Below are 13,279 nucleotides of genomic sequence, written 5' to 3'. Positions count from 1 at the left end.
ATAAAAACGGAAAATTTACCAATCTATGATCGAAAATATCGAATGTTTAAATTAAGTCTGGAAGCATTGCTGATTATTGACGCCATCGATCGCACGGGGTCCTTTTCCGCCGCCGCCAAGGAACTGCATCGCGTGCCTTCCACCATATCCTATACGGTCGCCAAACTTGAAGATGACCTGGGAGTGCAGGTTTTTGAGCGCGCCGGGCCGAAAATCAAACTGACTCCGGCCGGCCGCGAACTGCTCAGCGAGGGCCGCTACCTGCTCAAGGCGGCCGAAGACCTCGAACAGCGCGTGCAGCGTGTCGCCTCGGGCTGGGAAACCGAGTTCGCAATCAGTATGGACGCCATGTTCTCGCCCATTTCCTTAAGCGAAGACATCAAGGCGTTCTACGCCGCCTCCGGTAAAACCCGCTTGCGTTTTACCCAGGAAGTCATGTCTGGAACCTGGGAGGCTTTGCTGGACCGGCGCGCAGATATGCTGGTTGGCGCGGCGGGCGACGGCCCGTCGGGAGGCGGCTATGTGGCAGTACCCATGGGACGCATCGGCTTTACTTTCGTGGTGGCGCCGACACATCCCCTGGCGGGCTTGCAGCGCCCTCTTTCAAAAGCCGATCTGCATGGGCATCGAGCCATTGCCGTGGCGGATTCGGCGCGCAAATTGCCCTCCCGCACTGTCGGACTGCTATTCGGACAAGATAACCTGACTGTCCCCGACATGCGCAGCAAGCATGAATTCCAGCGCGCCGGACTCGGATTCGGTTTCCTGCCCGAACCTTGCGTGCGCAAGGCGATAGCAGCCGGTACGCTCGTGGCAAAAGAGGTGGAGGAGCCCAAGCCTCAAGAAACGTTCTACCTGGCCTGGCGTACCGGAGAAAACGGTGCCGCACTCAATTGGTGGAGAAAACAGTTGAGCCGGAATACAGTTTTGGAGCGGCTGTCCCGCGCCACGGCCGAACAGTACGGCGCATAGCCGGCCCAGAAACCCGCATCGTTTCTCATCAATGCCCTGTCAAAACACCCCTCTGCTCCAGCAGCACATCGTAAAAGGCCCTGGCCGCGCTCGACAGGCTTTTCTCGCGCCGCCGGATCAAATACAAAGAGCGCTTCAGGCGGTTCTTGGGCGACAAGGGAATCACGGCAATATCGGGGTGCCGGAACTGATACAGCGTCATGGCCGGCACAAGGCTCACGCCCAATCCAGCGACAACCAGGCCGGTGACCGAAGCCAGATGATCGACCTCCAGAAATGTGCTCATGTCTGAAAAGATACTGTTTTGCGCCAGGCTCCGCCGAATACTGCTGGTTTTGCCCAACTGAATAAACGAATTTCCTTTCAATGCCTTCAAGGTAATTGAGGAACTGCCGGCCAAAGCATGATCGCGCCGACACACCAAATAAAAATAATCCTCGCACAAGGGCTCGGCCATCAGGCCTGTCATATCCTGCCCTTCGGCCGCCACCGCAATATCGGCGCCTCCCTGCCGCACCAGATCCAGACAGGGCTCCAGCAAGGCATCGTGCAACTGCAATTCGATATCCGGATACTGCGCATGGAACCGGGCATATATCGTGGGCAACCAGCCTGCCGCCAGCGACGGCAGGGCGGCGACCGATACCCGCCCCTTGCGCTTGGCCACATGGTCCTGGATATCGGCCATGACAGCATCGAAATCGTTCAGCAGGCGCAATGCCGATTCATTGAACAACTCGCCCTCGGGAGTCAGCTCCACGCGCCGTGTGGTTCGATCGAATAATCGTACTCCGGCAACATCTTCAAGCGATTTTATAGAGGCGCTGAATGCTGGCTGCGTCTGATGGCAGCGCTGGGCAGCCCTCGTGAAATGGCGCTCCTGCACCAAAGCCACAAAGGCCCGCAGTTGTCGCGACGATATATTCATAAAAATACTCGATTAATGGATACAGAATTTCTATTTTACTTATTAATTACGGAACCCTATAGTTGCGTCAAATCAACGACTCTAAGCAGAACGATGGCTTCGACACCATTACAAATAGGCTGCGCCAGCGGCTTTTCAGGAGACCGCACCGATGGCGCCCTGCCGGTCGTGAAGACTCTGATTGAGACGGGAGGCCAGGCACTGATATTTGAAACACTGGCAGAAAGAACCCTGGCGCTTGCCCAACTGGCAAAGAACCAGGATCCCGAAGCGGGCTACGAGCCGCTGCTGAGCGAGCTGTTGAGCCCCATTCTGGCGCTGTGCCTGAATCACGGAATTCAGATCGTCAGTAATTTTGGCGCAGCCAATCCGCCTGGCGCCGCACGGCGCATCGAACGCCTGTCACACGAACTTGGCCTGCGGATGCCTCGCATCGCCACCCTGAGCGGCGACAACCTCGATAGCGCCGAGCAGCGCGCCTTTCTACGCGAACGCCTTGGGGCGGAATTCGATCGACTGGATATCGTAAGCATCAACGCCTATCAGGGAGCCGCCGAGATTGCACAGGCATTGCAGGCCGGCGCTCAGGTGGTTGTCGCCGGCCGCGTCGCCGACCCGTCCCTGACGCTGGGCCCCGCCCTCGCACACTTTGGCTGGCAAGCCGACGATTGGCACAGGCTGGGCTGCGCCACCATGGCAGGCCATTTGCTGGAATGCGGCACTCAGGTCACGGGCGGCTACTTTGCCGTACCTGGCTTGAAAGAGGTGCCAGACATGCACAAGCTGGGATTCCCCATAGCCAGCATTGCCGAATCCGGCGCCTTATCCATTACCAAAGCGCGCGATACGGGCGGAATCGTCACGACCCAAACCGTCAAGGAACAATTACTGTACGAAGTTCACGACCCCGCGGCATACCTGACTCCTGACGTTACCGCCGATATCAGCCGGGTTCATGTTGCGCAGACTGCGCCGGACCAGGTTGCCGTCGACGGAGTGACCGGATGGGCCAGGCCTGAAGAATTGAAAGTGAATATCTGCTATCGCGGCGGCTGGCTGGCCGAAGCGGAAATCTCGTATGCCGGTGTCCAGGCCGAAGCGCGCGCACGCCTGGCTGCCGAAACGGTACGGCGGCGTATCGGTGGGCAGCTTGAATTGCGCATTGATCTGATCGGCACCTTGAGCATATTTGGCGATGACGCCGGCGAACTATTGCGGCAACACGCGCATGGCCGCGGACAGGATATACGCCTGCGCGTTGCCGCGGCGCATCCCGAAAAAAATGTCGCCGAACGCGTATTGCGCGAAGTGACGGCGCTGTATACCTGCGGCCCGGCGGGTGGCGGCGGTGTACGTACATCGCTGCGCCCACGCCTGAACAGCATTTCCAGCACGGTGCCCCGCGATCTTGCGCCGGCTGGCTGGCAATTCCTGAGGCCTGACCAATATGCATGACAACACCACGGTAATCGTGCCCTTGTACCGATTGGCGCATAGTCGCACCGGCGATAAAGGCGATATTTCAAACGTCAGCGTCATTGCCTGGCAGGCCGATTACTACCCATTGCTCAAGGAACAACTGACCGAGCAGGCCGTATCGAAGTGGTTCTCACATCGGCAACCCAAAAGCGTACGACGCTATCTGGTGGAGTCGATAGGCGCCATGAATTTCGTACTGGATGGCATCCTGGACGGCGGCGTAAACGACGCCCTCAATCTGGATACGCACGGCAAGGCCCTGTCTTTCTATCTGCTCGATTTTCCCATTCGGGTCGATGCGCACCTGGCATCGACTTTGCCCGATATTCAATCCCTATAAACCCAAGGAGACAAACCACTATGATTCGCCGCTTTTTGAATAAAAATATTCTGCTTGCCCTGGCACTGGGCGCCTGCCTTCCATGGCAGGCCCAGGCCGCTTCCTACCCTTCCAAGCCGATTACATTCGTTGTGCCTTTTGGCGCCGGCAGTGCTACCGATCAGTTGGCACGGGCCCTTGGCCAGGGCATTACGGAAGAAACCGGCGATGTGGTGATCATTGAAAACAAGCCTGGCGCCAGCGCCATGATCGGTGCCAGCACTGTCGCCCGCGCCGAAGCCGATGGCTATCACGTGCTCATCACCACCAACACCTCGCAGGCCGCCAATCCGCATTTGTACAAAAAACTTTCGTACGATCCGGTGAAAGACTTCGAACCGGTTACGCTGCTCGGTACCGGCGGACAAATCATGGTGGTGAACCCATCATCTCCCGCAAAAACAGTAGAAGAATTTATCGCTCTGGCCAAGAAACAGCCCGGTAAAATGACTTTCGGCAGCGGCAGTTCAAGCAGCCGCGTGGCCGGTGAGCTATTCCAGCAAATGGCGGGCATACAGATTCTGCATGTGCCTTATAAAAGCAATCCGGCGGCCATTACCGATGTACTCGGCGGCCAAGTCGACATGATGATGGCCGATATGGCCACAGGCCTGCCGCAGGTGCAAAGCGGCAAGCTGCGGGCTCTGGGCGTCACCATGCTGACACCGTCGGCGCTGGCGCCGAACGTGCCGACCATCGACAAGGCAGGCGTACCCGGCTACGAAATGGGCTACTGGTTCGGCGCCTATGTGCCCGCCAGGACTCCCGCCGCCGTCGTCGATAAACTGCACGACCTCCTGGTAAAGGCGGAGACGCACGCCGCCGCGACCCGTTTCTACACACAGACCGGCACGCACCCGGTAGTCTCGACACCGAAAGAATTGCTGGCCTTCCAGAAAGCTGAAACGGAAAAATGGGGTGTAATCATCCGCAAGGCCGGGATACAGCCGGAATAAACCATCAAAACGATGGAGCAAGACCAAAGGACCGTACACAGCACTGGCGCTGCATACGGTCCTTGACGCGCGGCAACGTCTTGTTACTCGGCTGGTGCCGTTCAAAATTCATACAGACTCCAACACCTTATACAATAAACGACCCGATCGGGAAAACCGGAGAATGTATGTCTGTTCCAAACTTCGATTATGAAGCAAAGCTTGTTGCATGCGCCCAGGGCGACCGCAAGGCGTTCCAGGAATTATTCCGGCAAGAATCGCCACGCATGCTGGCATTGGCCACGAAAATGCTGTCGCAGCGCGCCGACGCGGAAGAAGTGGTGCGCGATTCATTTGTTCTGATCTGGAAAAATGCGGCCAGCTATGAAGCCAGCCTTGGAACGGCGCGGGCCTGGATATACAGCATTATGCGATATCGCATCCTGAATCGCCTGCGCCAGTCGGGACGGCACGTTCCCGCCGATGCCGAGTGGATAGACACCCTGCCCGACAATCCCGCTGTCGAGCCCGAGGGCGCGAATCACCTGGCTAGCGATCTGGCGCAACTCGACGATGTGCAACGCCGCCCCATACTCATGGCGTTTTATAACGGCTTCACCTACGAACAAATCGCCGCTCGGCTGGCCATTCCCGCCATTCAGATAAAAACGCATGTACGCGCCGGACTGCGCACGCTTCAGGAGACTCACCAAGCATGAGTATCGAGCAACTGGCCGATGACGACCTCCTGATCGCCGAATACACTCTGGGGCTATTGAATCTGCAGGAAACCGCGAAGGCGCAGGCCCTATTGGGCAACTCCCAGGATGCCGTAGTGGCGGCGCTTAAATGGGAAGACCGATTTTTAGGTCTTGTCGATCAGCTCCCGCCCCTTGAACCATCTCCTCAGTTGTTGCAGCGCATACAAGCTGCCCTGGGACAGGAAATCACGCTTATCGAACGTCGCAGCGTCTGGCCGCGAGTGTTCAAAAAAATCATTTCCGGAACATGGGGATCCATCTGGCTCTGGCGCCTGATCTGCGTCGTGCTGGCGCTGGCGGCAACAACCTTTGCGCTCAAGCCCAAACTGTCGATCCTGCAAGTAACCCCCACGCAAGCCGCAGTGCTGCAAGCCCCCGGCCAAAGTTCTACACCCGGTTGGGTGGCAACCACCGATCATCAGCATAATCTGGTATTGAAGCCTCTGGTGCGGATCGACGTGCCGGCCGACTCTTCCGTGCAGCTCTGGACGCACGCCACTGAAAGCGAACCGCCTCGTTCACTGGGGGTGATCGATCCAAATCAGGCCATCACGGTTCCAGCCGCCACGATAGGCCAGGTAAAGCCCGGTCAATTGTTTGAGATTACCCTCGAAGCCAAGGGCGGAGCCCCTTCGGGCAACCCGAACGGCCCTGTTCTGTTCATAGGCCGCATGGTTGCAATCGGCCCTTGAACCAGGGCTCGTACAAAAGACCAATCTACTTCAGGCAATCAGCCTGAGGGCTACCAATGTCAAGGTCGTAGCCAGCGTCAAACGCACCATTCTCTCGGGCAGGGTGCGGGAAAGCCTGGCTCCGAGCCAGATTCCAGGAACCGAGCCCAGCAACAGTGCACCCAGCAGGTCCCAGTGCACATGCCCAAGCCATAAATGCCCCAAGGCTGCCAAGGCGGTCAAAGGCACGGCGTACGCAATGTCCGTACCGACTATTTCCGAAGGCTTGAGCGTCGGATACAGCAGAAATATCAAGGTCGCACCCACCGCGCCCGCGCCGATCGAAGAAATGGTGACCAATGCGCCCAGCACCGCTCCGACTGCGATCGTAGCCAGCTTCTGGCCGCGGCCTTGCAGGGGATACCAGGAGCAGTGTCGCAAGAACGCGAGCAGGCGCGGCCGCAAGGCAATTGCCATGACCGTCAGCAGGACCGATACTGCAATGGTGATTTTTATGAATTGCAACAGGGTTTCGTTGGCCGATCCTACGTAACGAAGGCACAGCAAGGCCATCACGGCCGCCGGCAGGCTGCCCAGGCACAAGCGGCGGACTACGGGCCAACGCACTTGCCCGTGTATCCCGTGAGCCAGTGTGCCGGCTCCTTTGGTAAGTGCGGCAAACGCGAGGTCGGTGCCGACGGCGACGGTCGGGGCGTATCCAAACACCAAAGTCAGCAGCGGCGTCATGAGGGAGCCGCCTCCCACGCCTGTTACGCCTACCAGCAACCCCACTACAAAACCACTAATGACTTGATATTCGCTCATCGGAGCATCATAAAGAGTCGTCGCGCAAAACCAAACGATTTAAAAATTACTTATTTATGCGGTTTGGATCTTGTCTCGGCCTGGTGCATTTTTGGTTCGAGTGTTTACGGCATGGGGTACGTTTCAGTAGTTTTGTTTTTTGAGTCGTTTTAAGCTTGAGGCGTGAATTTGAGCTGCTTGTACTGGCTTGAACGATGACTTTGGACTGTGTTGTCTGTGTTGCCTGTGTTGTCTGCGTGGGGCGGGTGTAATTCTATTAAGACGCCGCAGGGTGGGCGGTGCTGTGTAGTCCGGCACGTCCAGCGGTCGTGGTGCTGCGCACCCCGACTGCCCGGGTCTGCCTCGTCCAGGCGGGCGTCGGGCCAACTCACTGCGCCGCTGGCGCGGCTCCGTTCAAACAGGGCCCGCCGAAAGCCCCCGCCTTCCCTTCGTCAGCACCCGGCGCTGGACTACCGCCGGACTACACAGCACCGCCCACCCTGCGGCTTGCGTTGAGGGAATGCATTGAGAGAGGCATTGGGGGTCATGCACCGAGAGAAACGTTGAGGCCATGCGTCGAGGTATACGTTGAGGCCGGCAAGTAAATTCCAGGCATGCCCTAACGTGAGCCGTCTATCGGGGCTTGGGGTCAGGACCGGCGTAAGGCGTGCGCCGGATGCTACCGTAGGGAAGGCGGGGGCCTTCGGCGGGCCATGTTTGAGCGTAGCCGCGCCAGCGGCGTAGCGAGTTTGGCCCGACGCCCGCCTGGACGAGGTAGATCCGGATCAAGCACGCCGTGCCGGGCCTGACCCCAAGCCCCGATAGACGGCGGCTTTAAATACCAAACCATAAATACCAAAGCGACCAAAACGTCAAATGCCGTAAACACCCCGGCCAAAAATGCGCTAACACACAACGACATTCACAGCCAGCCCACCCCGCGAGGTTTCCTTATATTTGGTACGCATGTCGGCGCCCGTCTGGCGCATGGTTTCAATCACGGCATCCAACGACACATGATGCTTGCCATCGCCCTGCAAAGCCAGGCGCGATGCGTTGATCGCCTTGACGGCACCCATGGCGTTGCGCTCGATACAAGGAATTTGCACCAGGCCGCCCACCGGATCGCAGGTCAGGCCCAGATTGTGTTCCATGCCGATTTCAGCCGCATTTTCAACCTGATGCGGTGTCCCGCCCAGCACGGCGGTCAGGGCGGCCGCCGCCATGGAACAGGCTACGCCGACCTCGCCCTGGCAACCGACCTCGGCACCCGAAATCGAGGCGTTTTCCTTGTACAGAAAGCCTATGGCCGCCGCCGTAAGCAGAAAATCAATCACCCCCTGTTCGGAAAACTCGGGAACGAAAGATTGGTAATACCGCAACACAGCCGGTATCAGGCCCGCGGCACCATTGGTAGGAGCAGTCACCACCCGGCCGCTGGCTGCATTTTCTTCATTGACGGCCATGGCAAACAGATTGACCCAGTCCATGGCGAACATGACATCTTTTTTGGCGGTGTCGCGCTGCAGTTCCCGATACAAAGACGGTGCGCGGCGCCGGACCTTCAAAGGTCCGGGCAGCGGCTGATCGGCTTGCGAATTATGCAAACCGCAGCCACGATCGATACAGGCGTTCATGACCTGGGCAATATGCAGGATTTTTGCCCTGACCTGGTCGGGAGGCAGCAGAGTATGCTCATTGGCCAGTACCAGTTGAGCTACCGACAGGCTCGTGGAATCGCAAAGGCCGAGCAACTGCTGCCCCGTTGTGAACGGGTAGGGAATGGGACCGTTTTGCGGGACGGTTTCATCGATATTGATTGCGTCGAGCGAGCGAATAAAACCGCCACCGATCGACAGATAGCGTTCGGCTCGCAGCAGATGTCCGGCAGTATCGAATGCGCTGAAGCGCATTCCATTGGGATGTTCAACCATGGGCCTGAGCCGATAAACAAAGGCCTTGCCGGGATCGAACTCGATGGGGTGCGAGCCCCAAAGCGCAAGCTGGCGGCTGCTGTGTATTTGATCGATCAAAGTCGCCACGCCGGTGGGGTCGACAGTATCGGGCGCCATCCCGAGCAAGCCCAGCATAATGCCCATATCGGTGCCATGGCCACGCCCGGTTTCAGCCAGCGACCCATATAGTTCGATGGTAATCTTGCGCACCCTGGCAAGGTCGCCGCTGGCCTCAAGGCTGCGCGCAAAATTGCGGGCCGACCGCATGGGCCCCACCGTATGCGAGCTGGACGGCCCTATGCCAATTTTAAAGATATCAAATATCGAGAGCGTCATTTTGCAAAGCCTGTAATTCCTGGTCGCTAAAACCTGCGGCCCGCCTGGCCTCGAAATTAAAAGGCCCGCGCAACCGTGGAGCACGATACTTTATTGCCAGGGCCTTGTATTCGGCGATGGGATCCAGTTCGTGTTTACCGCAAAGATAACGATACCACCGGTTGCCAATGGCCACATGGCCAATTTCATCTTGCAAAATAACATCAATAATGGCGGCTCCCGCCGCATCCCCGGCCCCGGCCAGCTTATTACGCACAATGGGCGAGGCGTCCAGCCCTCTCGCCTCGAGCGTGCGCGGCACCAATGCCAGACGTGCCAGTACTTCGTTACGGGTGCGCTCGGCCATTTCCCACAGGCCGTCGTGGGCCGGAAAATCGCCATACCGGTAACCCAAGCCAAGCAGATGCCGGTCAAGCAAATCGAAATGGTTTGCTTCTTCACGAGCCACCTGCGCCCAGTCCCGATAAAACGGCTCGGGCATGCCGGCAAAACGCCAGATGACATCCAGGGCCAGATTAATGGCGTTGAACTCGATATGAGCAAGGGAGTGTATGAGCGCGGCCCGGCCTTGCGGCGTTTGCATGGAGCGCTGCCTGACCTTCAGGGGCAGCACCATTTCGGGCCTGGCCGGCCGTCCGGGAATGCCCACGGGCTCGGGCAGAATGACGGTCGGATCGACGATGAGCGATTCGTCGAGAAGCTGAACGGCGGCGAGCTTGCGCCTAGGGTCCCTTTCGATCAGGGCCGCCAGCGCGCCGGCCCGCAAACAAGACGGGAAATCGCTCACAGCCAGACGACGTCAGGCTCTGGTGGAAGGCGTGGCGCCGATAGCCTCGGACAGCAGATCGCGCACGGCGACCAGATCGGCCCGCAGGGATTGCAGTTCCTGTCCGCTCAGGCGCACGGCGGCATCTTGATCGCGCGGCACTTCGCGCGCGTCGCCCAGGCGATTGCGCGCGCCGCTGATGGTAAAGCCCTGTTCGTAGAGCAGATCGCGTATGCGACGGATCAGCAAGACTTCGTGGTGCTGATAATACCGGCGATTGCCGCGTCGTTTGACCGGTTTGAGCTGCGTAAACTCCTGTTCCCAATAACGCAGGACATGGGGCTTGACGCAACATAAGTCGCTGACCTCGCCAATCGTGAAATAACGCTTGGCAGGAATCGGCGGCAAGGTAACTGGGGGTTCGGTTGGGCTCATGTGCGGATTGTATGCCGATTAAATAACAACACAAAAATCGAGTCTGGTACCCTCATGCCAAGGCAAAGAGGCCGGTCGTTCCTCGAGTCAGTCGACGGCCACGGCATCGGAGACTGCTCCGGACTGCTCGACCACTCCCTTGAGCTTCTGGCTGGCATGAAACGTGACCACGCGTCGCGCTTCAATGGGTATGACTTCGCCGGTCTTCGGGTTGCGGCCCGGACGAGGCGGTTTGTCGCGCACTTGAAAATTGCCGAATCCCGACAGCTTGACTTCAACGCCACGCGCCAGAGATTCGCGAATTTCTTCGAAGAAGGTATCGACAATGTCTTTGGCTTCGCGTTTGTTCAGGCCTACCCGGTCAAACAGCAATTCTGCCAGCTCGGCCTTGGTCAGGGTACGAGGATCTTGGGTCATTGGTTTCTAGCTCCTTATGCGCGCTGGCGCACCCCATGAGCGCTGATCAGCGCTTCTAATAGTCGATTTATACACTGTTCTACCCTGGCGTCGTCCAACGTCACCTCGGGATCTTGTAACCAAAAGCGAAATGCCAGGCTTTTTTCCGCCGCATCGGCCTGAGCCGATTTGTCGCGCCAGACATCGAACAGGCGGATATCTTTGACAATGGCTAGATTAGCATCAGATGCGATGGTTTGGGCAAGCGTATCGAGCAAGTCGCGATAAGCAACTCCGGCATCGGCCCATACGGCAAGGTCGCGCACCACGACGGGCTGGCGCGACAATTCAACAGGCGCCGGCAGACGGGTCGTTGAAATGGCCGCGACATCGACTTCGAACACAACCGGCGCATGGTTCAATTCGGCCTGCTGCACCCAGCGCGGATGCAACTCGCCCATCCAGCCTATGGAGTGCCCCCGCAGCAGCAACCGCGCCGAACGGCCAGGATGCAAGGCCGGATGCGCCTCCGGCACACAGCGCAGATCCGCAACCTGCGCTCCGAGCAAGATTTCGACATCCTTTTTGACATCGTGAAAATCGATCTGGCGCGTGGGCACGCCCCACTGCTCTTCCACCGCCGGCCCCCAGGCAGCGCCGGCCAGATGCTGAGGCTGGCGAACTCCGGCGACGGCAAGATCGCCATTGGACACGGCTGCATCGCGCATGAATACCCGGCCCAGCTCAAACACACGTACACGGCTCTGCTTGCGATTGACATTGTGCCGGATATTGGCCACCAGGCCGCCGATCAGGCTCGAACGCATTACGGCCAATTGGCTGGCTATAGGATTGAGCAGTCTGATTGGGTCGACGTTCGCCGCATAATCGCGTTCCCAGGCATCTTCGACAAATGAAAAATTGATGACTTCCTGGTAATCCAGGTCGGCCATGCTTTGGCGCAAGGCGTGCGGTCCGCGCAGTGTTTCTGGGGCTGCGCGCATTTGGGCACGCGCCACGGGCGGCAAATCGGGAATGCGCTCGAACCCATAAATCCTTGCCACCTCTTCAATCAAATCCTCTTCGATGAACAAATCGAAACGATATGAGGGCGGCGTCACGACAAACGTGCCGTCCTGCACCGTGAATGCCAGGCCCAGGCTATTGAAAATCCGCTCGATTTCCGCTTGCCCGACAGGAATGCCCAGTACGCGGTGGCAACGATCGAGGCGCATTTTGACCGGCTCGCGAGCCGGCAAATTTATAATTTGATCGTCGATGGGACCCACCTGGCCGCCGCAAATATCCAGCAACAGCCGCGTCATGCGTTCAAGATGTTCCACCACCGATTCGAAATCCACCCCGCGCTCGAAGCGATGGCTGGCTTCGGAGCTGAACTTGTAGCGCCGCGCGCGGCCCATGATGGCTTGCGGCCACCAGAACGCCGCCTCAAGATAGATATCGCGGGTATCCAGGGTTACGGCCGTAGCTTCGCCGCCCATGATGCCCGCCAGGCTTTCGACTGCATCGCCCGCGGTGATGACCCCCACATCGGTATCCAGGGCTACCGTCTGCCCATTCAGCAGTTCCAGCGATTCGCCCTGGCGCGCCCAACGCACCGTCAAGCCGCCCTGTATGCGCTGCAAATCGAATACATGCGTAGGGCGGCCCAGTTCCAGCATGATGTAATTGGAAATATCGACCAAAGCGGAAATCGAACGCTGGCCGGCGCGTTCCAGGCGCGCTTTCATCCAGGCCGGCGTGGCAGCCCGTGCATTCACGCCTCGCAGAATGCGGCCGGCAAACCTGCCGCACAAATCGGGGGCTTGCACCGACACCGGCAAACGGTCCGCCAGCGTTACGGCTACGGGCTCGAAAGTCGGGGGAACCATGGGTGCGCCGGTCAGCGCGGAAACTTCGCGCGCCACGCCCAGGATCGAAAGGCAATCGGCCCTATTTGGCGTGAGTTTCAGGGTGAACAATGTGTCATCCAGATCCAATGCCTCGCGCAAGGACTTTCCCACCACCGCATCGGCGTCGAGTTCGAGCAGGCCCGCGTGATCCTGCGACAAACCCAATTCCCGCGCGGAACACAACATGCCGGCTGATTCCACTCCGCGCATTTTTGCTTTGCCGATTTTCATCCCGCCCGGCAACTCGGCTCCGATACGGGCCAACGGAACTTTAAGTCCCGCAGCCGCATTGGGAGCGCCGCAGACGATTTGCAACAATGAGCCCGAGCCATCGTCGACCTGGCACACGCGCAGCTTGTCGGCATTGGGGTGCGGCGCGATGCCGGCGATATGAGCCACCACAATGCCGCTGAACGGCGGCGCAACCGGCCGAGTCTCTTCGACCTCGAGTCCCGCCATAGTCAGGCGATGCGCCAAAGCCTCGGTATTGAGATCGGGATTGGAGATAGTGCGCAGCCAAGATTCTGGAAATTGCATAATGTGTCGTGG

At 58.7% G+C, this 13,279-nt stretch carries 13 protein-coding genes; 6 read left to right on the top strand and 7 right to left on the bottom strand.

Features of this window, described 5'->3' with window-relative positions:
• Nucleotides 1–42 precede the first annotated feature (42 nt).
• Nucleotides 43–972 carry a LysR substrate-binding domain-containing protein gene (locus LSG25_RS01665; protein WP_232742990.1) on the top strand — a complete coding sequence of 310 codons (930 nt, stop codon included), beginning with the start codon at nucleotides 43–45 and terminating at the stop codon, nucleotides 970–972.
• Nucleotides 973–1,000: 28 nt separating this feature from the next.
• Here LSG25_RS01665 and LSG25_RS01660 read toward each other — a convergent pair whose 3' ends face one another.
• Complete coding sequence (locus LSG25_RS01660; protein ID WP_232742989.1) at nucleotides 1,001–1,900, bottom strand: LysR family transcriptional regulator; 900 nt, start codon at nucleotides 1,898–1,900, stop codon at nucleotides 1,001–1,003.
• A gap of 93 nt (nucleotides 1,901–1,993) precedes the next feature.
• On the opposite strand from LSG25_RS01660, the gene LSG25_RS01655 reads away from it, so the two are divergent.
• From LSG25_RS01655 to LSG25_RS01635, 5 genes are all read left to right on the top strand, one after another.
• A complete protein-coding gene (locus LSG25_RS01655) occupies nucleotides 1,994–3,355 on the top strand; it encodes an acyclic terpene utilization AtuA family protein (RefSeq protein ID WP_232742988.1) in 1,362 nt (453 codons plus the stop codon).
• Complete coding sequence (locus LSG25_RS01650) at nucleotides 3,348–3,719, top strand: hypothetical protein (RefSeq protein WP_232742987.1); 372 nt, start codon at nucleotides 3,348–3,350, stop codon at nucleotides 3,717–3,719. Before LSG25_RS01655 ends, LSG25_RS01650 begins: the two co-directional genes overlap by 8 nt.
• 20 nt (nucleotides 3,720–3,739) lie before the next feature.
• Entirely contained in the window at nucleotides 3,740–4,714 is a 975-nt protein-coding gene (locus LSG25_RS01645; RefSeq protein WP_232742986.1) for a tripartite tricarboxylate transporter substrate binding protein, read from the top strand.
• A 167-nt stretch (nucleotides 4,715–4,881) separates the two neighbouring features.
• Entirely contained in the window at nucleotides 4,882–5,412 is a 531-nt protein-coding gene (locus tag LSG25_RS01640; RefSeq protein WP_232742985.1) for a sigma-70 family RNA polymerase sigma factor, read from the top strand.
• Entirely contained in the window at nucleotides 5,409–6,146 is a 738-nt protein-coding gene (locus LSG25_RS01635; protein WP_232742984.1) for an anti-sigma factor domain-containing protein, read from the top strand. Before LSG25_RS01640 ends, LSG25_RS01635 begins: the two co-directional genes overlap by 4 nt.
• Before the next feature lie 30 nt (nucleotides 6,147–6,176).
• On the opposite strand, the gene LSG25_RS01630 is transcribed toward LSG25_RS01635, so the two are convergent.
• The 6 genes from LSG25_RS01630 to pheT all read right to left on the bottom strand — a co-directional run bounded on the left by LSG25_RS01630 (nucleotide 6,177) and on the right by pheT (nucleotide 13,267).
• On the bottom strand, nucleotides 6,177–6,950 hold the full coding sequence (locus LSG25_RS01630; RefSeq protein WP_232742983.1) for a sulfite exporter TauE/SafE family protein: 774 nt from the start codon (nucleotides 6,948–6,950) through the stop codon (nucleotides 6,177–6,179).
• A gap of 884 nt (nucleotides 6,951–7,834) precedes the next feature.
• Nucleotides 7,835–9,220 (bottom strand): L-serine ammonia-lyase, encoded by a 1,386-nt coding sequence (locus LSG25_RS01625; RefSeq protein WP_232742982.1) that lies wholly within the window; start codon nucleotides 9,218–9,220, stop codon nucleotides 7,835–7,837.
• Complete coding sequence (locus LSG25_RS01620) at nucleotides 9,201–10,013, bottom strand: ferritin-like domain-containing protein (RefSeq protein ID WP_232744528.1); 813 nt, start codon at nucleotides 10,011–10,013, stop codon at nucleotides 9,201–9,203. Before LSG25_RS01620 ends, LSG25_RS01625 begins: the two co-directional genes overlap by 20 nt.
• A gap of 6 nt (nucleotides 10,014–10,019) precedes the next feature.
• Nucleotides 10,020–10,421, bottom strand: a complete 402-nt coding sequence (locus tag LSG25_RS01615) for a MerR family transcriptional regulator (RefSeq protein ID WP_232742981.1) — start codon at nucleotides 10,419–10,421, stop codon at nucleotides 10,020–10,022.
• An 87-nt stretch (nucleotides 10,422–10,508) separates the two neighbouring features.
• Complete coding sequence (locus tag LSG25_RS01610) at nucleotides 10,509–10,838, bottom strand: integration host factor subunit alpha (protein ID WP_232742980.1); 330 nt, start codon at nucleotides 10,836–10,838, stop codon at nucleotides 10,509–10,511.
• A 14-nt stretch (nucleotides 10,839–10,852) separates the two neighbouring features.
• Nucleotides 10,853–13,267: a phenylalanine--tRNA ligase subunit beta gene (pheT, locus tag LSG25_RS01605; protein WP_232742979.1), complete on the bottom strand. Its 2,415-nt coding sequence runs from the start codon at nucleotides 13,265–13,267 to the stop codon at nucleotides 10,853–10,855.
• Nucleotides 13,268–13,279 lie beyond the last annotated feature (12 nt).

It is taken from the genome of Paralcaligenes sp. KSB-10, from assembly GCF_021266465.1.
Taxonomy (GTDB): Bacteria; Pseudomonadota; Gammaproteobacteria; order Burkholderiales; family Burkholderiaceae_B.
Note: the sequence above shows the minus strand (reverse complement) of the source record. Positions and strands in the feature narration are given on the sequence as shown.